Source organism: Blattabacterium cuenoti (genome assembly GCF_014251815.1).
In the GTDB taxonomy this organism is placed as follows: Bacteria; Bacteroidota; Bacteroidia; order Flavobacteriales; family Blattabacteriaceae; genus Blattabacterium; species Blattabacterium cuenoti_E.
In genome coordinates, this window is the sequence record NZ_CP059202.1 from 14,195 (window position 1) to 35,971 (window position 21,777).

The following is a 21,777-nucleotide window of genomic DNA, read 5'->3' on the forward strand; positions in this document are numbered from 1 at the left end:
TGTTTAACTTTTTCTGAAAAAAAAATATATAATACACAAAATAGTTGTAAAAATACTGCTAAATATTGTTTTAAATAAAAGAATTCTGTTTAAAAAAGCACCTTTTAATATTTCTAATATTAATAAACAAAAATGATGTGTAAAAACTAATGAAAATATATAAAGCATCTTTCTTAGAAAAGGTAATTCACAAATTGAAAAGTTATTTCTATTTATAAAATTTTTTCCATCAAAAAATTGCAAAAATTTTGATCTTAAAAAAGCAGATAAAGTGGAAGAAAAAGCATGAACCCCCCCCAAATTCATACAATGATCTATTGTCCATCCTATTAAAAATGACAGAAACAAAAATATAAATTTGTTTTCATTATATGGATATATTAATATAAAAAGAATATATATATAAGAATAACATCCTAATAATAAGAAAAATAAAGGATTTAGTATTGATATTTGAATTAGACAAAGAAAAAAAATATAAAATATAGAAATGATAAAATTTTTAGTTAAATTCATTATTTATTTTCAACTTTATAAAGTTGAATTTCATTCCATTCTTTTTTGAATAAATTTTTTACAACATAAGCATTTTCTATAGTCGAAAAATTAGCCATTAGTTTTACTTTTATAATATAATTAGCGTGTTCTTCATCAAATTTATAAGAATCCACACTTCCAATCGGAATTCCTTCAGGAAAAGTAGCCGATTTTCCATCTGTTTCTACAACGTCTCCTTTACGTATAGTGGAATGTCTTGGAATATCATACAAAACTACATATTCATGATCTAATCCATCCCAACTAAGAGTCCCAAAATATCTATTTTTTTTTAATCTAGCATTAACTTTAATTTTTGGATTTAAAAGAGAAATAGCCACACTAAAGTGTGGAGAAGTTTTAATAATAATCCCCGCAATTCCGTTAGATAATATAATACCCATATCTGGTTTTATTCCATCTATGCTTCCTTTGTTAATCGTTATATAATTTTCTTGTTCATGAATGCTATTATTTATGATTTGTACTGGAGTGAATGTGTATTGTTGTAAGTATTGAATGTCTTCTTTTTTAAAATCTTTAGATATTTTCTTTATTTTATAAAATATTTGAGCATTACGTAATTCTTTATTTTCATTTAAAAGTTTTTGATTCTCAACTTCTAATAAAAAATAACTACGTAATTTATAAATAGCTTCATAAATTTTTCCAATCATAAAATTGGAAGACCCTGTATAAATATATTGGTGTAATTTTGAATTTGAAAAAGAAAGAAAAATAGAAAAAAATTCTAATAACAAAAAAAATATAAAGAAACGCCATTTTAAAAAAAAACTAAAAAATTCACGCATAAAATTGACCCTATTTCATTAAAAATGTAAATTTATCAATATTTTTCAATGCAACTCCTGTCCCCTTTACTACAGCTCTTAAAGGATCTTCTACCAAAGAAACAGATAGACCCGTCTTATTAGATATTCTTTTATCTAATCCTCTTAAAAGAGAACCTCCTCCAGCCATGTATATTCCTGTTTTATAAATATCTGCTGCAAGTTCCGGTGGAGTTTTAGAAAGAGTTTCCATTACAGCATCCTCAATTCGTAAAATTGATTTATCTAAAGCAGGAATTGTTTCTTTATAAGAAAGATTCATTTCTTTAGGTTTTCCTGTCGGAAGATCTCTTCCTTGTATATGGATATCTTCTGGAGGAGTTTCTATGGATTCCATAGCTGCTCCTATATCTATTTTTATTTTTTCCGCGGTTCTTTCTCCAATATACAAATTATATTTAGAACGTAAAAAATAGGCTATATCATTAGTGAAAACATCTCCAGCTATTTTTATAGATTTTTGACACACTATTCCTCCCAAAGCTATTACTCCACATTCTGTTGTACCTCCTCCTATATCAATAATCATATTCCCTTCTGCTTTCGTAACAGAAATGCCTGAACCTATAGCAGCAGCCATAGGCTCTTCAATAAGATAAACTTCTTTAGCATTAAGATGTTGAGCTGAATCTCTAACTGCTCTTTTCTCTACTTCTGTTATTCCAGATGGAATACAAATGACCATTGTTAATGATGGAGTAAAAAATTTATTATTAACACCTGGAACTTTTTTAAGGAACTCTTTAATCATAAGTTCTGCAACTTTATAATTTGCAATAACTCCATCTTTCAATGGTTTATATATTTTAATATTTTCATGTGTTTTCCCTTGCATTTGTTTGGCTTCTTCTCCTACAGCTAACACTTTTTTTGTTCTCACATCTATGGCTATTATTGAAGGTAAATCTACTATTACTTTATTATTATGCATAATAAGTGTGTTTGCTGTCCCTAAATCTATAGCTATTTCTTGAGTGAAAAGATTCTTCATAAAATCTACTACTAATCCCATTAATATTTTTTTTATGAAAACATTTTTCTAATTTAAATAAAAAAAAATACACTTTTTTAGTGTATTAAACGTATTAACAATTTTACTTTTAAGATATGAAAGAACATGACGTATTCTTATTACAAGGAAGTAATAAAGAAGATAAAAAAAAATATTTGGATAAATCTTTAATTTTGATGTCTAAAAAAATTGGAAAAATCGTTAAAATTTCATCGTACTTTGAAAGCGAAGCATGGAATATGAGAAATTATTCTATTTTTTATAACAGAGCTTTACATATAAAAACGAATTATTCTCCTATTGATCTTTTGAATCAAGTTTTAAATATAGAATTTCTCATAGGAAGAAGAAGAAATTTTTGCAAAGAGCACTATCAAGATCGAGAAATAGATATAGATATTTTATTTTATGATCGTATTATTATATGTAATTTTATTTTGACAATTCCGCATCCATTATTACATTTACGAAGATTTGTTTTAGAACCTATGTGTGAAATAGCTCCAAATAAAAATCATCCGATATTTAATTTGAGTATATTAGAAATATTAGGATTATGTATGGATAAATTATATGTAAAAAAAATTTTATAATAAGTTTTTATTTTTCTTAAATTCTTAAAAAAAATTGCATCAAATTAGATTTTATATTTGTTCTATCATATTATTTATTTTTTCCATTTCTATTTTTTATGGTAATGAAAATGAAGAAAAAAAAGAAAATGGGATATTTAATTATCATAATATTAAAAATGATTTTTCTTTTTTAAAAGATGTTTTAAAATACAAATCAAATATACAAGAGCATGATATAAAAGAAGGAAAATCATATTTAAAAGGACAGGCCTCTATAGAATATTATAATATAAAAATTAAAGCAGATTATATAGAATTTAATTGGAAAAATGGAGATTTATACGCTCAATCAAAAGAAAAATCTGTTTTTTTCCAAAAAGATAATCATCAATATACTTTCAGTAAAATTTACCTGAATATAAATGATCAAATAGGGGAAGCAAAAAATTTTTATATAAAGGAAAAAAATCATATTATAATAGCCAATGATTTTTTAAAAAAAAAAGAGGATATTTTAATGAAAAAAGTTATATATATATCAGATCCTTTTTTTTTAAAAAATCAATACAGCTATCCTGATTTTTATTTAAAAACAAATTATTTGAAATATTCTTATTCAAAAAAATATGTTTTTTCTGGTCCAATTTTTTTCTATTGGTATAGAGTTCCAATGCCTATTTTCCTTCCTTTTTTCTACATGCCTATAAAGTTGAATCAATCCCCTTATGGTTTAAAGTATCCAAAATTTGGAATTCAAAATAAAAAAATATACATGGAAAATATAGGTCTATTTTTTACTATTTCTGATTTATTAAATTTTAGAGTAAATGCTTCTATGTATGATACAGAAAAAGAAAAATGGAAAGTTCAAACAAGAATAGAGTATAAATTAAAATATCCTTATCATGGATTTATTGATTTGGATTATCAAAATATATCAAGTCATAAAAAAAATTACTTATTTCAATGGAAACATAATTCAGATAACAAATCAAATTATGAAATAAGTTTCAATGCAAATGTTAATTATGATAATGCTTTTTTATACAAAAAAAATGAAAATCTTTCTTCTATTAATATAAGAAAAAAATTATCTGATTCTTTATGGTTTATGGATATGTATATGATTCAAAGCCCAAGTAAAAAAAAAGTAAAGTTTATAATTCCAGAATTAATTCTACACACTAAAAGTGTACTTTTTGATGATAAAAAAAATCTATTGACAAGTCATGTAAATATTGAAAATAGATTTTTTTTAAAAAATTCTATGGATTTTTATTATCACAAAACAACGTCTTTTAATGCTGTATTGAACCATCATATGATGATAAATTCTTATTCTTCTTTTTTTTATCCTTATTTAAAAATTTCATCCCAAATTTTTTATAAAGATTTTTATACATGGAATATTCCTTATTTTCATATTTCGAGTTATCAAAAAATGGATATATCAACAAATATAGTATCTGTTCCATTTTATAAAATATGGAAATTAAAAAATAATGTACTATTAAAACATGAAATGGAACCCATTTTATCTTTTAATATGATATACTATCCTCCTGTTTTTTATAACGCCAAAAATCATTTAGAAAAAAGGATAAATTTTATTTTAAATAACGATTTGACAATAAAAACCACATGGTCCCATGTTAATATCTATAAAAAGATAGAAATTTTTAAAGAAATGAATTTTTCATTTATTGTGGATAATAATTTTATAAAATGTAAAAATTTTTATATTATGGGAAATGTTGATTTAACGAAAAATATGGAAGCAAAATATAAAGCAGGAGTAAATTGGGAAGAAGAAAAAAAGAAAAACCAAAGCAATATATTATTTGATTTTTCTTTTTTTTCTAATTATAATATTCATTTTTTACCTGTAAAAAATGAATATTATAAAAAAGGAAAAGATCGTTATGATTACTTTTTGTTTGATCAGAAAAATTACGCGAAATATACAATTCCGGTTACTTTAGAAATTGATTTTCATTCAAATTATGAAAATAAAAAAAAATTATTTCAAAATTTATTAAGTATAAATGGATCCATAAATATTACAAAATATTGGAAAGTAAGTTTTCATACAGATTATGATTTTTTAAAAAAAAAGATAATATTCTCTAATCTTATTTTTAATAGAGATTTGAGAAGTTTTGAAATGAGTTTTAATTGGAATTTTGAAAAAAGTTCTTATTGGTCTTTTTTTATAGGACTAAAAGATCCTAATTTTAGGAATATCATACAGTATAATGAAAGAAAAAATTAATTAATTATGATGATACCCAAAAAATTTTCAATAGATAAAATTCCATCTTATGGGCCATATAATACATGTGTTGTGGTTGGAGGGTTTTTATTTATTTCTGGACAAATAGCTGGAGAAGAACATACAAATAATATAGAAATGGAAACAAAAAAAGTTATGGAAAATATAAAAATTATTCTTTCAGAAAATGGAATAGGATTTCAAAACGTTATAAAGACTTCTATATTTGTTACAAATATGAGTAATTTTTATATAATCAATAATGTATATTCTAAGTTTTTTCATAAAGGGAGTTATCCAGCTAGAGAAACAGTACAAGTTGTTGGCCTACCTAAAAACGCTAATATTGAAATATCTTTAATAGCATACAAAAATTAAATTATTTTATATTTTATAATTGTGAAATATGGGTATTTAATTTTTATTGTTTTTTCATTATTTTCATTGAATAAAATATTTTCTAATGAAGTCAAAAAAAATATACAAATTATTCATGCAGATTTAATACAGAATGATGTTCAGAATCAATCTTTTATTTTAATAGGAAATGTTCATTTAAAATATGGAAGACATCATCTTTTTTGTGATAAAATTGTATATCAAAAAAAAAATAATAAATATCATGGATATGGAAATGTAAGATTAGAATCAGGAAAAAATAAAATAATTTCTCAAAATATAGTAGGTAATTTTGTCTATTTTAAATTGTCAGGTAAAGTAATTTTGTATCAAGGTAAAATAAGATTAACGGGGGATGTTATTGATTTTAATTTAAAAAAAAAATTCTTTCAAGTCAAAGACAATGTCATTTTATTTTTCGGAAAAATAAAATTAAAGACGAACTTATTAGAATACGATTTAATATTAAACAAAATTTTTTATAAAAAAAGGAGTATTCTATATTATGGAGATGATTGCACCATATCTAGCAAAGAAGGTTATTTTTATGTTGATGGAAAAAAGGTAGAGTTGAAATATAATGTTCAATTGAATAGTGAAAATTATACTATACATACTAATATATTAGAATATTTGTTTGTACAAAATAAAGTCAATTTTCATAATCCCGCTATCATAATACAGAATACAAATTCTAATAATTTTATTTACGCTAAAAAAGCTGTGTTTCTAGTTCATAAAAAAATATTTTTGTTTAAAAGTTATGTAAGTATTCATTATAATGGTGTAATCATTAGAGGGGAATATTTATTTTTTAATTATGAAAAAAAAAGTGGATTTATTAAAAATATACTCTTAGAAGATACAATAAGAAAATGTTTTTTAACAAGCGGATATGGAGAGTTTGATTTTTATTCCGGTTCTTTAACTTTAAAAGAAAATCCCAAGATTATAAAAATCTCAAAAAATAATTCGGTTTTTATTTATTCAGATATTCTAAAAATAAAGATAAAAAAAAATAATACATATTCAATTCAAGCTTTTTCTGTAAAAAGTTTTTTTTTAAATGAAAAGATTCAAGGAAAATGTGATTTTTTCAATTATGAACCTTCAAATAACTATATGCACTTTGATGGAAATCCTATATTTTGGATTCAAAATCAACAAATTACTGGAAAAGTCATATATATTTATCTTAGAAACGAAAACAGTAATTTATTAAAATATATAAAAATTGTTAAAAATGCTTTTTACATAGAAAAAATTAATTCAAAAGAATTTAATCAAATAGAAGGAGATATTATAATTGGTTTTTTCAATAAAGAAAATTCTTTAGAAAAAGTTAAAATTCAAGGAGATGTTAACAGTATTGTTTTCATTGATGCTGATAAAGGAAAAAAAATAATCAACAGATTATCTTGTAAAATACTATTAATATATTTAGATAACTCAAAAAAAATAAGAAAAATTTCTTGTGAAAAAGAAGCTTATTCAGAACTTATTCCAGTATATAAAGATATTTCTAATAATATACTTTATCTTTCTAAATTCTCTTGGAAAGAAAAAGATAAATTGGATAAAAATAAAAAAAACCTTTTATACAAAGAAATCGACAAATATAAAAAAGAAAGCTTGTTAGAAAAAAAACAAATTGAAATTATGGTAAAAAAACAAATAGAATAAAATTTTCATGAAAGAATTAAAAAAATGTTTTTTTCAGTATCAAACTCAAGTTAATCCATATCCCATGAATATTATAGTAGATCATGCTGAAGGAAATTATATTTTTGGAAAAGATGGAAAAAAATATCTAGATTTTGTAGCAGGTCTTTCCGTAAATGTACTAGGACATGGAAATAAAAAAATTAAAGAAGCTATAAAAAAACAAGTCGATAAATATTTACATACTATGGTGTATGGAGAATTTATACAAAGTCCTTGTGTAAAACTTTGTAAAGAAATATCAAAAAACATTCCATATCCACTTAAGACCACTTATCTAGTTAATTCTGGAACAGAAGCTGTAGAAGGAGCTTTGAAATTAGCTAAATGTTATACAGGAAAAGAAGAGATTATATCCTGTAAGTGGTCTTATCATGGAAGTACACATGGCTCTATGAGTGTTATGGGGCATGAAGATTATAAAAGATTTTTTAGACCTTTGTTGCCTTTAGTTAAGTTTTTCACATTTAATCATATAGAAGAATTTCTGGGTTCTATTACAGAAAAAACGGCTTGTGTAATTTTAGAAACCATTCAATGTTCTTCTGGAATTAGATTACCGGATTCTTCTTTTTTAAAAGAGGTGAGAAAACAATGCGATAAAAAAAAAGCTTTAATGATACTTGATGAAGTACAAACTGGATTTGGAAGAACAGGAAAGCTTTTTGCATTTGAACATTATAATGTTATTCCTGATATATTGATAATAGGAAAAGGAATGGGAGGAGGAATGCCTATTAGTGGTTTTGTCTCATCTAAAGAAATTATGAAAACTTTTATTGATGTTGCTCCTTTAGGGCATTTAACTACTTTTGGAGGAAACCCTGTTTCTGCTTCTGCTTCTTTAGCTACTTTAAGACAACTTATCAATTCTGATATATTGGAACAAGTATCAGTAAAAGAAAAATATATTAGAAAATATTTGAGTCACGATGAAATCAAAAATATTCATGGAAAAGGCCTTTTGTTGTCTTTTGAATTAAAAAATAAAAATACTGTAGAAAAGGTTTTGAAAAATTGTTTGAAAAAAGGATTAATATTGTTTCGTTTTTTATTTCATAGTAATTTTATACGTATATCTCCCCCTCTAACAATCACAAAACATGAAATCCAAAAAGGATGTTCTATTATTATTGAAAGTTTGAATCAACTTTAAAAATATTGAGATTTTTTATTGAATTAGCTTATAATGGTAAATACTTTTTTGGATGGCAAATTCAAAAAAAAGTAAATACAGTTGAAGAAAAATTGGAATATTGTTTATCAAAATTATTGAAAACATCTATAAATATTGTAGGGGCTGGTAGAACGGATAAAGGAGTTCATGCCAAACAAATGTTTGCTCATTTTGATTATGAAAAAGAAATCAAAAACAATTTTGTAGATAGACTAAATATTTTTTTACCGAAATCTATTAATGTATTCAATATTTTTCCGGTAAAAAATAATCTTCATGCAAGATTTGATGCTATAAAGCGAACATATAAATATTACTTAACACGAGAAAAAAATCCATTTAATCAAGATTTCTCTTGGTACTGTTTTTATTCCTTAAACGTTTATAAAATGAATATAGCTTCAAAAAAGCTTATGCAATATAAGGATTTTAGTTCGTTTTGTAAAAAAAGAACTGATGAAAAAGAAAATAATATATGTAAAATTTATCATGCTTATTGGTATGAAAAAAACAATGTTTTATGTTTTACTATTGAAGCTAATAGATTTTTAAGATCAATGGTTAGAGCTATTATAGGCGCACTTATTGATGTAGGAAGAAATAAAATCAGTGTCGATGAATTTGTCAAAATTATAGAATCAAAAAATTCTAATTTTTGCAAATTCATCGTTCCTGCACATGGTTTATTTCTAACTCAAATCCTTTATCCAGAAGATGTTTTTTTATGAAAAAAAAAATTCACAAACAAAAGAATCCATTAAAACAGTTGATTATAATTAGTTTAAATTATAAACTTATATTAATATCAATAATTATTACTTCTATATTAACTTCTTTTATATCTGCTTATCGTCCTAAATTAATACAAAAAGCTATAGACATTCATATTCTTTATAAAGATTTTCTGGGATTAAAAAATATACTGATGCTAATAATCGTACTTCTTTTTATAGAAAGCATATTCCATTTTATTTTATTATATCTATCTAATATATTAGCTCAAAATGTGATTGAAAAAATTAGAATTCTTTTATTCGAAAAATTATTACATTTTAAAAACTCCTTTTTTAACAGGACACCAATAGGAAAATTGGTCTCTTATTCTGTATCAGATATAGAAACAATAACAGTAATATTTAATGATGGAATTTTACTTGTTTCTGGAGACGTTTTAAAAATTGTCATGATTATTATTATGATGTATACAGTTCATAAAAAACTATCCCTTATAGTTTTTTTAACTATCCCTTTTATGTATATCATCACTCGTTTTTTTCAAAAAACGTTAAAAAAAACGTTTCATGAAGAACGGATTCAAACTTCACGTTTAAATAGTTTTTTACAAGAAAATATTATAGGGATGTCTATTATTCAACTTTTTCATAAAGAAAAAGAAAAATATTTAAGATTTAAATCTATTAATCGTAATTTAATGAGTGCACATTTCAAAACTATTTTTTATTTTTCTATTTTTTTTCCTATAGTAGAAATTATTTCTGCAATGACAATAAGTATTATTATATTTTATGGAGGATTTCATGCCCTTGAAAAAGGGAATGTTAAACCAGGACAAATTATTGCTTTCATTTTTTTTATTTATCTCCTTTTTCGTCCTATGCGACAAATAGCTGATAGATTTAATATTATACAAAGAGGAATAGCTGGAATAGAACGGATATTTTCCATATTAAATTCTGAAGAATTCATTGTGGATAAAGGAAACTTACGTTTTAAAAAATTAAAAGGACATATTGTATTTAATAATGTTTATTTCTCTTATATAGATGATGAAACGGTATTAAATGGAGTTTCTTTTGAAATTAAACCAGGAGAAAAAGTAGCTATAGTAGGATCAACAGGTTCTGGAAAATCTACAATTACTCATTTAATTTCTAGATTTTATGAAATAAAAAAAGGAAAAATTTGGATTGATGGATATTCTATTCAAGATATAGAATTAAAAAATCTAAGATCTCATATAAGAGTAGTTACCCAAGATCCTTTTTTATTTAATGATTCAATCATGAATAATATTACTTTAGGGAATCCATCTATTAGTATTGATAAGATAGAAAATATGGCCAAAAAAATAGGAATACATAATTTTATCACATCTTTACCTAACGGATACAAATTTATAGTCAAGGAAAGAGGGAGTTTATTATCTATTGGGGAAAAACAATTGATTTCCTTCTTAAGAGTTCAAATGCACCCTTATTCTGTCCTTATATTAGATGAAGCGACTGCATCCTTAAATAAGGAATTAGAAAAAATGATTTATCGTGCTACAGATTTTTTAACAAAGAAAAAAACTTCCATTATTATCACCCACCGTCTTTCTACATTAGAAAATGCCGACAAAATATTAGTTATTGATAGAGGGTATATTGTAGAAAAAGGGACTCACAAAGAATTAATTCAATTAAACGGATCCTATGCTGGATTATACAAAGAATCTTTTAATAAAAAGTAATTAACAATTAATTTTTTCATAATAAGTTTTCTTTAATATTTCTTTTGCCCAATTTTTTATTTTATCTCTTTTTTTGATACTGATTACAATATCTTTTAATATGGTGTAATTCTTTTCAAAAGAAAGGGGTTTAGATGGGATTTCGTCCAACAACTTAATTATAAAAAATGCTTCTTTTCCATTTATGGTTTCTTTATAAAGATTAGTTATTTTTCCTTTTTTTAAAAAAACAAATATTTTTTTCATTTTTTTTGATAATTGATCTTCATCAATCCAAATTTTATTTTTCCACACTACATCTACTATTTTATTATTATTAAGTAATTTAGGAATTTTATCTAAATCTATTTTATGAATAAGAATATCTTTTCTGAAAGATTCTAAAAATAATTTTGTTTTGTACAATTCATATTTTGAATATTTAGGTTTGATCAAAATGTGTCTAAAATCAATTTCATCTTTTCTTTTTTTTTCTAATTTTATGAGATGAAACCCTAAATCAGTTTCAAACGGTTCTGATATTTCTCCTTCTTTTAAAGATAAAATGAAACGTCCTAATTCAATTGGAATATTATTTATTTTTACACCTTTCATAACCCCCCCCTTGAATGCGGAATAATCATCTTCAGAAAAGAAAATAGCTTTTGCAGAAAAATCGATATCAGAATGTATTTCTTTTTTAATTTGATTTAAAAAATCAATTATTTTTTTTTTGTTAGTCTTACTTAATTTAGGATAGAATATCGCATAAGAAATACAGATCTTTTTAGACGTATAAGGAATTTTATTCTGTTTTTTAGTAAAAAAATGTTTTACCTCTTGAGGAGAGGCTTCTACATCTTCTGTTATTTTGTTGTAAATTTTTTCTATATACTGTTTATTTTCTATTTCTTTACTTAATTCCTTTAAAAAGTCTTCAGTTTCAAATTGTGTTAAAAATTCTTTTTGGTTTATATATTTTTTTCTCATTTCTGACAAAAGTGCTTGAGTTTTAGATTCTAATTCTTTATTATTGATTTGTATGCTCTTATCTTTTTTTGCATGATAAAGCATTAATTTTTGTATAAAAAAATCATTTAAAACATCAGCACAAAACGATTTTTTATCACTTTTAATTTCAGAATCTAAAATGATATCGTTTCCGATGACTAAAGAAATTCCACTCATCTTTTCTAATTCATAAGAATATGAAAAGAATGCACATAAAAATAGAATAAAAATAAAACATTTTCTTACGAAATTCATCATAACATGCAAATATTCATATTTTTTTACTTTAAAAAAAATTTTAAACATTATGACTTTAAAAGTTGATAATCTATATAAAAGATACAAAAATAAATATGTAGTAAAAAATGTTTCTCTACAATTAAAAGAGGGAGAGATAGTAGGATTAATAGGGCCTAATGGTGCGGGAAAAACAACTTCTTTTTATATGATTGTAGGATTAATAAAACCAGATAAAGGTAAAATACTTCTTTATGATCAAAATATAACATTAAATCCAATGTATATACGCTCTAAAAAAGGAATTGGATATTTATCTCAAGAACCATCTATATTTAGAAAATTGTCTGTGGAAGATAATATTTTTTGCATTTTAGAAATGCAAAAAATATCAAATTCAGAGAGAATAAAAATAATGGAAAAACTTATTGAAGAATTAAGATTGAAAAAAATAAGAAATCATCGGGGAGATCTTATTTCTGGAGGAGAACGAAGACGTACAGAAATTGCTAGATGTTTAGCTACAAATCCTAAATTTGTTCTTTTAGATGAACCTTTTTCTGGAATAGATCCAATTGCTATAGAAGAATTGCAAGAAATAATTCTTTCTTTGAAGAAAAAAAATATAGGTATATTAATGACAGATCATAATGTGCAAGAAATATTCACAATAACAGATCGTATTTATTTAATGTTTAATGGAACAATTATAAAGCATGGGGATACTACAAAAATTATGCGAGATCCCATAGTTAAAAAAATTTATTTAGGAAATAGAATCATAAATTCTAAAAAAATAAAAAAATGAATCATCGATTTTATGGACCGGAAGTAGGATTGTTTCTGAATGGAGAAATTCCTCCTTTTTCAAAGAAGGAATTTTCTTTTTATAAAAAAATATTTGCAGTGGATGGAGCTTTTTATTATTTAAATACATTTGGTGTTTCAGTGGATTATCTTATTGGAGATTTTGATTCTATCTTAAAAAAAGATATACCTAATATACCTTTAGAAACTTGTATATTGAAAACTTATGATCAGAGATATACTGATTTTGATAAAGCTTTAAACATTATTTATGATAAAGGATTTCTTAATATAAATGTTTGGGGGGCAAATGGAGTAGAACAAGATCATTTTTTGGGAAATCTTTCCACAGCTCTAAAATATAAAGAGAAATTATCTATTATATTTCATGATAAATATCATTCTTATTTTTTTTCTGATAAGAAAACCTCTTTTTATCAGAAAAAAAATAAGAAAGTATCTTTATTTCCATTTCCTAAAGTAGAAGGACTATACACTTATGGATTAAGATATTCCATAAAAAAAGGATTATTAAAAATAGGAAAAAATATAGGAATAAGAAACGAAGCTTATAACTATAATCAAAAAATAGAAATCCATTACAAGAATGGAGAATTATTAATTTTTATAGAAAGATAGATTTTTATATTTAATCAAATTTATCAAGTTTACTAATCATATTTAGTACATGATCTGCAGATTTTTTCAAAAGATTGTTTTCTTTTTGATTCAATCGCAATTCTACAATTTTTTCTATTCCAGATTTTCCTAGAATGACTGGTACTCCCAAAAATAAGTTTTTTAACCCATATTGCCCCGTTAAAAAAGCAGAACAAGAAAAAATACGTTTAGAATCTTTTAAAATCGATTCCACTATTTTAACAACAGACGCACTAGGAGCCATCCAAGCAGACGTTCCTAATAAATTTACTATCTCTTCTCCTCCTTTTTTTGTTTTATCAATAATTATATCATTTTCTTCTTCTGATAAAAATTCTTTAATAGGGATTCCTGATACAGATGTGTATCTATATAAAGGGACCATCGTATCCCCATGTCCTCCTAATAATAAAGATTGTATATCAATAGGAGAAACATTTATTTTCTTTGATAAAAAGAAACGATATCTAGTAGAATCTAATATACCAGCCATTCCAATTATACGAGAAGAATCTATTTTTGCAGTCATATAACTCACATATGCCATAACATCCAACGGGTTGGATACAATAATGAATTTAGCTTTTGGAGATAAAAAAATAGATTTTTTAGTTACAAAACTAATAATTTCTGCATTAGTATTGATTAGGTCATCTCTACTCATTCCAGGTTTTCTAGGGACACCACAAGTAATAATAATGATTTCAGAATTTTTGGATTTATAATAATTATTAGATCCAATAATTTCAGTATTTGATTCCATTATAGAAAGCATTTGAGATATATCTAAACTTTTTCCTTCTGAAAATTTTTCTCTAATGTCTAATAATACTATTTTTTTGACTATATCTTTTTGAGCTAATAAACTCGCACAAGAGGCTCCTACATTTCCTGCTCCAATAATAGTTATTTTCATTTTATTTATTTCTTTTTTTTATTTATTAACATTGTTTATTTAATTAATGATAATCTTATTTAGCTAAATTTGTAATTTCTAAAGATAAACACAATTTTTATGAAAGAGGATTACCTTATAAGAAAAAAATTTTGTTTTAGACATATAGGCACATCTTTTAATGAAATTAATGATATGTTAAAAACATTGCAATGTTCTTCTATTAAAAATTTTATAAATAAAACAGTGCCTAAAAAAATACGTTTAAAAAAACGATTAAATCTACCACACTCTATTTCGGAATATCAATATTTGAAACATATTCATAAAATAAGTAAAAAAAATAAAATTTATCGTTCTTACATAGGATTAGGATATAAAAACACTATCACTCCAAGTGTCATTCAAAGAAATATTTTAGAAAATCCTAGTTGGTATACTCCTTACACTCCTTATCAATCAGAAATATCTCAAGGAAGACTAGAAGCTTTAATTAATTTTCAAACTATGATTTCGGACTTAACTGGAATGAAAATTAGTAATGCTTCTATGTTAGATGAGTCTACGGCAGCAGCTGATGCTATGTTTATGATTTTTCAAGAAAAAATAAAAAAAAAACAAATAGATAATAACTATTCTTTTTTTATTTCGGATGGGATCCTTCCTCAAACTTTTTCTGTTTTGAAAACAAGATGTTTTGGGTTAGGGATACATGTTATAAGTGATACTCATAAAAATTTAAAAAAATATAATAAAAAAAAAATATTCGGATTAATAATATCTTATCCTTCTAGTTTAGGAGAAATATACGATTATTCTGAAACAGTTGAATATGCAAAACGTCAGAAAATATCAATAATAGTTTCTGCAGATCTTTTATCCTTATCTTTGTTAAAACCTCCGGGGGAATGGGGTGCTGATGTAGTTATAGGATCCAGTCAGTCTTTTGGTATTCCTATGGGATATGGGGGTCCTCATGCTGCTTTTTTTTCTACTCATGAACAATACAAACGTTTTCTTCCTGGAAGAATTATTGGAGTATCTGTGGATCAAAATAATAAAAAGGCGTTTCGTATGGCGTTACAAACAAGAGAGCAACATATAAAAAGAGAAAAAGCGACTTCTAATATTTGTACTTCACAAGTCCTTCCTGCTGTAATGGCTTCTATGTATGCTTTATATCATGGAAAAGAAGGATTAACAGAAATAGCGAAACGTATTCATGAATATGCTAAAAAATTAGAATTTTTATTAACGAATAACATAAACCATATTTTTCAAGTAAATGCTTTTTATTTTGATACTCTTAGAATTAAAACAGATCATATAAGGAAAATAAGAAAAATAGCAGAACGTAAAAAAACTAATTTTAGATACATAAATCAAAATTATCTAACCATCACTTTAGATGAAACTACTTGTCAAGAAGATATAAATCATATTTTATCAATTTTTTATGAGGCAAAAGAAAAAAAAACGGATATAAAAAAATGTCATAAAAATATTCATGATGAATATAAATTTCCTAATTCTTTAAAAAGAACTTCTAATTTTTTGGAACATAAAATTTTTCATAAATTTTATTCAGAAAATGAGCTAATGCGTTATATAAAAAGATTAGAAAAAAAAGATATATCCTTAACTCATTCTATGATACCACTTGGATCATGTACTATGAAATTAAATGCTTCTTCAGAATTATTTTCTTTGAGTCAACATGAATGGAGAGACGTTCATCCTTTTGTCCCTAATAAACAAGCTATGGGATATCATTTTGTTATTCGAAATTTAAAAAAATATCTGAAGGAAATTACTGGATTTTCTGAAATTTCTTTACAACCAAATTCGGGAGCTCAAGGAGAATATGCTGGACTTATGACTATAAAATGTTATCATCATTCATTACAAGAATTCAAAAGAAATGTTACATTAATCCCTTCTTCTTCTCATGGAACAAATCCTGCTTCAGCATATATGGCAGGTATGAAAGTTATACTCATAGATACAAAAAATGATGGATCTATTAATAAAAATGATTTATTAAAAAAAGTAAAAGAAAATAAAGATTCATTATCTACATTAATGATCACTTATCCTTCTACTTATGGTATATATGAAAAAAATATTCAGGAAATTATAGAAATAATTCATGAAAATGGGGGACAAGTTTATATGGATGGAGCTAATATGAATGCTCAGGTAGGATTAATAAAACCTGCATATTTAGGAGTAGATCTTTGCCATCTCAATCTTCATAAAACTTTTGCTATTCCTCATGGAGGGGGAGGTCCTGGTATGGGCCCTATTTGTGTTGCTTCACATTTAAAACCTTTTTTACCAAAACATCCTTTTCAAATTCAAAGAGAACAGCAAGAAGAAAACAAAAGAAAAGAAGACAAAATATTGACGATTTCCTCTTCTCCATATGGTTCTTCATTAATTTTAACAATTTCTTATGCTTATATTCGTTTGTTGGGTCCAGACGGACTTAGAAAGTGTACAGAAATATCTCTATTAAACGCAAATTATATTAAAGAAAAATTGAAAGAATTTTATAACATATTATACGTAGGAGAAAATAATACTGTAGCACATGAATTAATTATAGACTGTAGGATTTTTAAATCTATGGATATAGGGGTTATAGATATAGCAAAGAGAATGATGGATTACGGATATCATGCCCCTACTATATCTTTTCCAGTAGAAGGATGTATGATGATCGAACCTACAGAAAGCGAATCTAAAGAAGAACTAGATCGTTTCATTGAAACTCTTATTAATATAAGACAAGAAATCAAAGAAATTGAAGATGGAAAATTTTCTAAAAAAAATAATGTTTTAAAAAATGCTCCGCATAGTATAGATGTTTTGACTCAAAATGAATGGAATTATCCTTATAGTAGAGAAAAAGCTGCTTATCCTTTATCTTGGATTAAAGAAAGAAAATTTTGGCCCTCAGTTAGCCGTGTGGATGATGCATATGGAGATAGAAACTTAATTTGTTCATGCAAATAAGATATAAAACAGGAAAGCAGTTAAAATGTTTTAAACTTTGAGTATGGGGAGACATGAACAGAATCAAATAAATTTCTTTTATACTTTAGCGACCCTACAATAGCAATCATTGCTCCATTATCAGTGGTATATTTCTTTTTTAGAATAAAAACTTCATACTTTTTATTCCCTTTTGAAAGGGCCATGAATGCTCTTCTAATTTCATGATTAGCGGAAACCCCTCCTGATAAAGCTATTCTGAAAATTCCAGTTTTTAAAATAGCTTTTTTTACTTTATCTAAAAGTATTTCTGATATGATTTTTTGTATAGAAGCACAAATATCAGATAAATTTTTCTTTATAAAAAATGAATCTTTTCTTGATTCATTTTTTATAAATTGTAATACATCACTTTTGAATCCACTAAAACTGAAATCTAATCCACTCACTGTAGGCTTAGAAAAAGTAAATTTTTTATTATTTCCATTTTGAGAAAAATATTCTATCATAGGTCCACCAGGATAATAAAAACCTAACATTCTAGCAATTTTATCGAAAGCTTCTCCTACAGAATCGTCTAAAGTAGATCCTAATATTTTCATTTTAAAAAAATCATTCACTTTTATGATTTGTGTATGTCCCCCACTCACAATTAAGCCTAAAAATGGAAATTTTGGACAATAATCCTTGTTAAGATTAGCATCTTGGATAAAATGAGAAAGAATATGAGCTTGTACATGATTTACAGTTAGTAATGGAACTCCTAAACCTATGGAAAATGATTTTGCAAAAGAAGCCCCAACTAATAACGGGCCGATTAGTCCAGGCCCTAAAGTAAAAGCTACGGCATCAATTTCATGTCGTCTAATTTTTGCCGAAAAAATAGCTTTATTAACTGCCTTTGTAATATTTACATCATGTAGTCTTGATGCTAATTCAGGAACTACTCCTCCATATTTTTTATGGATTTCTTGATGAAGTATAATATTAGATAGGATATTTCTATTTTTAATAATAGAAACACCTGTGTCATCGCATGATGATTCTATCCCAATAATTATTGGTTCTTTTTTCATAATCTTTATTTTTTTTTATTTTAGGTACAATTTTTAGACTTGAAAAATATAGTATATCAAATTTTTTGATAAAAAATCAATTTTAAGATTAGTAAAATTTTGTTTAAAAATAATATGGTAATAAATTTTTATATATTTTTGAATAAAAATCATTTTATTTATAATTTTACAGTGTTTTATAATAAATAAAATAAAAAAAATGCAATATATTACAATTAATGATTAAAAAATTAAATGTTGATGTCGAAAACAGATCAATCATTACCATGTCAATAATTTATTGAATATCAAATACAAAGAAATTTTTTTCATGCATAATATATTGAAAAAATAATAATCTATTTCTTCAAAAGAAAGTTTTGTATCTTGGTATTTTTAATACCTTTATTCAAAAAAAAACAAAAAAATATAAAACAATGATTCTAAGATATAATACAGACGAAATTGATAATACAATTGTCAAAAAACTAAACATAAATGCCAGAACTCCCTATACTGAAATTAGCAAACAAATTAGTGAAGAAATCAAACCATTATCAGTTGGGACAGTTCATGTAAGAGTGAAAAAGTTGGAAGATGCAGGAATTATCAAAGGAAGCACTTTAATCATAGGATATGAATCATTAGGGTTTCATTTAATAGCTTTTGTAGGAATTTTATCAGATTCTCGTGAATCCAAATTAGTAAAAGAAGAATTAAAAAAAATACCAAATATAGTTCAACTATACATCACTTCAGGAAAATATAATCTTTTTTGTAGAATTATTGCTAGAGATCCTTCAGATGCAAGAGATGTGATTTCTAAAATAGGCGAAATAAAAGGAGTCTTAAGAACAGAATCTACTATTTGTTTAGAAGAAAGTATAAATGATGAAAATAGATTATTGTCCAATATATTACAAAAACATAAAATATCTCATAAAAAAAAAATATAATAATATAATAATTACCAATTATTATTATAATTTCTTGTTATTTCAATATGAAACTTCTTCTTTTTCTTTAAAAAAGAAAAAAAATTATCCTCCCCGAAAAAATTGTATGGAATTCAATTTTTTAGGTAATGACTAATTACTTAAAATTTTATAATAAAAACATTGCATATAGAATACTAATTCTAATTATTGCAATCTTACTATTGACATTTTTTTTCCCAAAAAAAGAAATTTTAAAATATAAATTTTCAAAAGGAAAGACTTGGTCTTATGGAGATTTATTTTCTCCATTTCATTTTTTAGTTCCCAAAACTAGTCGAGATATAGATTCAGAAGTTAAAAATTTAAAAAAAAATCAAGAAATATTCTGTATCAGAAATGAAAAAATAGTAAAAAATATAAAAAAAAAGATAAGAAAAGTTTCATTTATACGAAAAAACAAACATTACAATAAAATTGTTCATAGAATTATTGGTTCGATATATAAATACGGATACATAAAAGATTATAATAATTTTACAAACAAAATTCACATAATTTTTTTGAAAAAGGATGAAAAATGGATTCCAATTTTATATAAAAGAATTTTCAATCATAAAAAGGTTAATAATATCATTGAAAATAATTTTAGAAATCAAAGTTATCGTGCAAAAATTTTAAAAAAATTTTTAAGAAAAATTATCGTTCCTAATTTATTTTATAGCCAATATTATACTGATTTTTTTTTTCAAAAAAAAATTCAATCTATAAACAAAATTGAATACACATTTACGAAAGGGGATAATATTATTAGAAATAATGAGATTATAAATAATAAAAAATTTAAAATTTTATCTTATTTCAAAAAGGAATATGAGAATAAAATATGGAATAAAAAAAAATATTATTGTCTTGTTATAGGAGACTTTTTAATAATAAGCATGATATTTATTCTGTTTATATTATACATTTTTTATTTTGAAAATAAAATATTCCAGAATAATAGAGAGATAAATTTTTTGATTATTAATATATTATTAATATCATTAATTACCATTACAATTTTAAAATATCATTCTAAGATATTATATATTATTCCTTTTTGCATACTACCTATAAGTATACGTGCTTTTTTCAATTTTAATTTGAGTATTTTTATTCATTTAATAACTATTTTATTATTATCATTAATTACTCCAAATAGTTTTGAATTTATTTTTATTCAAATTACTACAGGTATTTTAGTTATGTTAACGAAACAAAACCCCTATAAGATGGCAAATCTTTTTATTGCTGCAACAAAAATAATCATTACTTATATCATCACTTTCAGTTTACTCACTTTAATACGTGAAGGTTCTTTGGAAAAAATTTCTTTGTATACTTTTTCTCTATTTTTTTTTAGTGGAATTTTAACTTTATTTGTTCATCCATTAATATTTCTTTTCGAAAAGTTATTGAATTTAACTTCAGATATTTCATTATTAGAATTGTCTGATCCCAATACTCCTATATTGAGATTATTATCTAAAAAAGCTCCAGGAACTTTACAGCATGTTTTAACAGTAGCAAACATTGCAGAAGAAGCAGCTGTTGCAATTGGGGCTAATTCTTTATTGGTAAGAATAGGGGCTATTTATCATGATATAGGAAAAATTAAAAACTCTACATTTTTTACTGAAAACCAACAGAATATAATTGATCCTCATAAAGAATTAAGTCCGATAGAAAGTGCTAAAATTATTTTAGAACATGTATCAGTAGGAGTTGAACTTGCAAAAAAATATCATTTACCTGATCCTGTTACTGATTTTATACGTACTCATCATGGAAATAATATTGTTTATTATTTTTATAAAAAACAAAAAAAAAAATATCCAAATGTAAAAGTGGATAAAAAACAATTCCAATATTCTGGCCCTAAACCATTTTCCAAAGAAACCGCTATTGTCATGATAGCTGATTCTGTAGAAGCGGCTTCAAAAAGTATAAAAAATCCGTCTGCTAAAGATTTAGAGAATTTAGTGGAAAACATAATAAAAAAACAAAAAATTGAAAATCAATTTTCTAATGCAGACATTACTTTAAAAGAAATAGAAAAAGTAAAACAAGTTTTAAAAAAGAAATTAAGGAATATTTATCACACTAGAATTGAATATCCGAAGCTTTGATTTAATATTATT

18 protein-coding genes are annotated in these 21,777 nt (G+C 24.4%); 12 read left to right on the forward strand and 6 right to left on the reverse strand.

Translation table 11 applies throughout. The features are described 5' to 3' along the window. Positions 1-3: 3 nt before the first annotated feature. The 3 genes from H0H54_RS00055 to H0H54_RS00065 are packed head-to-tail and all read right to left on the reverse strand — an operon-like array spanning position 4 to position 2,400. Positions 4-516, reverse strand: a complete 513-nt coding sequence (locus H0H54_RS00055) for a hypothetical protein (protein WP_185863261.1) — start codon at positions 514-516, stop codon at positions 4-6. Further along, entirely contained in the window at positions 516-1,349 is an 834-nt protein-coding gene (mreC, locus tag H0H54_RS00060; RefSeq protein WP_185863262.1) for a rod shape-determining protein MreC, read from the reverse strand. The genes H0H54_RS00055 and mreC overlap by 1 nt, the downstream gene beginning before the upstream one ends. Before the next feature lie 10 nt (positions 1,350-1,359). Continuing rightward, positions 1,360-2,400 (reverse strand): rod shape-determining protein, encoded by a 1,041-nt coding sequence (locus H0H54_RS00065; protein ID WP_185863263.1) that lies wholly within the window; start codon positions 2,398-2,400, stop codon positions 1,360-1,362. A gap of 95 nt (positions 2,401-2,495) precedes the next feature. Between H0H54_RS00065 and folK the strand changes: the two genes are divergently transcribed. The 7 genes from folK (at position 2,496) to H0H54_RS00100 (ending at position 11,018) form a co-directional block, all read left to right on the forward strand. Further along, on the forward strand, positions 2,496-2,993 hold the full coding sequence (gene folK / locus H0H54_RS00070; protein ID WP_185863264.1) for a 2-amino-4-hydroxy-6-hydroxymethyldihydropteridine diphosphokinase: 498 nt from the start codon (positions 2,496-2,498) through the stop codon (positions 2,991-2,993). A gap of 34 nt (positions 2,994-3,027) precedes the next feature. After that, positions 3,028-5,247: a putative LPS assembly protein LptD gene (locus tag H0H54_RS00075; RefSeq protein WP_238784775.1), complete on the forward strand. Its 2,220-nt coding sequence runs from the start codon at positions 3,028-3,030 to the stop codon at positions 5,245-5,247. Positions 5,248-5,256: 9 nt separating this feature from the next. Next, positions 5,257-5,625: a RidA family protein gene (locus H0H54_RS00080; RefSeq protein ID WP_185863513.1), complete on the forward strand. Its 369-nt coding sequence runs from the start codon at positions 5,257-5,259 to the stop codon at positions 5,623-5,625. A gap of 66 nt (positions 5,626-5,691) precedes the next feature. After that, positions 5,692-7,329 (forward strand): OstA-like protein, encoded by a 1,638-nt coding sequence (locus H0H54_RS00085; protein ID WP_238784776.1) that lies wholly within the window; start codon positions 5,692-5,694, stop codon positions 7,327-7,329. A gap of 7 nt (positions 7,330-7,336) precedes the next feature. Further along, positions 7,337-8,524 carry an aspartate aminotransferase family protein gene (locus H0H54_RS00090; RefSeq protein ID WP_185863266.1) on the forward strand — a complete coding sequence of 396 codons (1,188 nt, stop codon included), beginning with the start codon at positions 7,337-7,339 and terminating at the stop codon, positions 8,522-8,524. A 5-nt stretch (positions 8,525-8,529) separates the two neighbouring features. Further along, positions 8,530-9,273, forward strand: coding sequence for a tRNA pseudouridine(38-40) synthase TruA (gene truA / locus H0H54_RS00095; RefSeq protein WP_185863267.1), 744 nt, complete (start codon positions 8,530-8,532; stop codon positions 9,271-9,273). Continuing rightward, positions 9,270-11,018, forward strand: a complete 1,749-nt coding sequence (locus H0H54_RS00100; protein WP_185863268.1) for an ABC transporter ATP-binding protein — start codon at positions 9,270-9,272, stop codon at positions 11,016-11,018. The genes truA and H0H54_RS00100 overlap by 4 nt, the downstream gene beginning before the upstream one ends. Here the strand turns inward: H0H54_RS00100 and H0H54_RS00105 are convergent, their stop codons facing one another. Then, positions 11,019-12,266, reverse strand: coding sequence for a peptidylprolyl isomerase (locus H0H54_RS00105; RefSeq protein WP_185863269.1), 1,248 nt, complete (start codon positions 12,264-12,266; stop codon positions 11,019-11,021). 49 nt (positions 12,267-12,315) lie between these two features. Between H0H54_RS00105 and lptB the strand changes: the two genes are divergently transcribed. Both lptB and H0H54_RS00115 read left to right on the forward strand, forming a co-directional pair. Then, positions 12,316-13,053 carry an LPS export ABC transporter ATP-binding protein gene (gene lptB / locus H0H54_RS00110; RefSeq protein WP_185863270.1) on the forward strand — a complete coding sequence of 246 codons (738 nt, stop codon included), beginning with the start codon at positions 12,316-12,318 and terminating at the stop codon, positions 13,051-13,053. Continuing rightward, positions 13,050-13,691, forward strand: a complete 642-nt coding sequence (locus tag H0H54_RS00115; RefSeq protein ID WP_185863271.1) for a thiamine diphosphokinase — start codon at positions 13,050-13,052, stop codon at positions 13,689-13,691. Before lptB ends, H0H54_RS00115 begins: the two co-directional genes overlap by 4 nt. 10 nt (positions 13,692-13,701) lie before the next feature. Here H0H54_RS00115 and mdh read toward each other — a convergent pair whose 3' ends face one another. After that, positions 13,702-14,628 (reverse strand): malate dehydrogenase, encoded by a 927-nt coding sequence (gene mdh / locus H0H54_RS00120; protein WP_185863272.1) that lies wholly within the window; start codon positions 14,626-14,628, stop codon positions 13,702-13,704. Positions 14,629-14,727: 99 nt separating this feature from the next. Here mdh and gcvP point away from each other — a divergent pair, with 99 nt between their 5' ends. Next, positions 14,728-17,625 carry an aminomethyl-transferring glycine dehydrogenase gene (gene gcvP / locus H0H54_RS00125; RefSeq protein WP_185863273.1) on the forward strand — a complete coding sequence of 966 codons (2,898 nt, stop codon included), beginning with the start codon at positions 14,728-14,730 and terminating at the stop codon, positions 17,623-17,625. A gap of 20 nt (positions 17,626-17,645) precedes the next feature. On the opposite strand, the gene tsaD is transcribed toward gcvP, so the two are convergent. Then, positions 17,646-18,680, reverse strand: a complete 1,035-nt coding sequence (gene tsaD, locus H0H54_RS00130) for a tRNA (adenosine(37)-N6)-threonylcarbamoyltransferase complex transferase subunit TsaD (protein ID WP_185863274.1) — start codon at positions 18,678-18,680, stop codon at positions 17,646-17,648. A 416-nt stretch (positions 18,681-19,096) separates the two neighbouring features. On the opposite strand from tsaD, the gene H0H54_RS00135 reads away from it, so the two are divergent. Both H0H54_RS00135 and H0H54_RS00140 read left to right on the forward strand, forming a co-directional pair. Continuing rightward, positions 19,097-19,615, forward strand: coding sequence for an Lrp/AsnC family transcriptional regulator (locus H0H54_RS00135; RefSeq protein ID WP_185863275.1), 519 nt, complete (start codon positions 19,097-19,099; stop codon positions 19,613-19,615). Positions 19,616-19,818: 203 nt separating this feature from the next. Next, positions 19,819-21,765, forward strand: coding sequence for an HDIG domain-containing metalloprotein (locus H0H54_RS00140; protein WP_317168483.1), 1,947 nt, complete (start codon positions 19,819-19,821; stop codon positions 21,763-21,765). The last annotated feature ends 12 nt before the right edge of the window (positions 21,766-21,777 follow it).

Excerpts from the sequence above, each read along its gene's own strand:
- H0H54_RS00065 (WP_185863263.1), bottom strand. The coding sequence starts at position 2,400 with ATGGGATTAGTAGTAGATTTTATGAAGAATCTTTTCACTCAAGAAATA.
- folK (WP_185863264.1), top strand. The coding sequence starts at position 2,496 with ATGAAAGAACATGACGTATTCTTATTACAAGGAAGTAATAAAGAAGAT.
- H0H54_RS00055 (WP_185863261.1), bottom strand. The coding sequence starts at position 516 with ATGAATTTAACTAAAAATTTTATCATTTCTATATTTTATATTTTTTTT.
- mdh (WP_185863272.1), bottom strand. The coding sequence starts at position 14,628 with ATGAAAATAACTATTATTGGAGCAGGAAATGTAGGAGCCTCTTGTGCG.
- H0H54_RS00090 (WP_185863266.1), top strand. The coding sequence starts at position 7,337 with ATGAAAGAATTAAAAAAATGTTTTTTTCAGTATCAAACTCAAGTTAAT.
- gcvP (WP_185863273.1), top strand. The coding sequence starts at position 14,728 with ATGAAAGAGGATTACCTTATAAGAAAAAAATTTTGTTTTAGACATATA.
- H0H54_RS00100 (WP_185863268.1), top strand. The coding sequence starts at position 9,270 with ATGAAAAAAAAAATTCACAAACAAAAGAATCCATTAAAACAGTTGATT.
- H0H54_RS00135 (WP_185863275.1), top strand. The coding sequence starts at position 19,097 with ATGATTCTAAGATATAATACAGACGAAATTGATAATACAATTGTCAAA.
- H0H54_RS00080 (WP_185863513.1), top strand. The coding sequence starts at position 5,257 with ATGATACCCAAAAAATTTTCAATAGATAAAATTCCATCTTATGGGCCA.
- H0H54_RS00105 (WP_185863269.1), bottom strand. The coding sequence starts at position 12,266 with ATGATGAATTTCGTAAGAAAATGTTTTATTTTTATTCTATTTTTATGT.
- mreC (WP_185863262.1), bottom strand. The coding sequence starts at position 1,349 with ATGCGTGAATTTTTTAGTTTTTTTTTAAAATGGCGTTTCTTTATATTT.
- lptB (WP_185863270.1), top strand. The coding sequence starts at position 12,316 with ATGACTTTAAAAGTTGATAATCTATATAAAAGATACAAAAATAAATAT.
- tsaD (WP_185863274.1), bottom strand. The coding sequence starts at position 18,680 with ATGAAAAAAGAACCAATAATTATTGGGATAGAATCATCATGCGATGAC.
- H0H54_RS00115 (WP_185863271.1), top strand. The coding sequence starts at position 13,050 with ATGAATCATCGATTTTATGGACCGGAAGTAGGATTGTTTCTGAATGGA.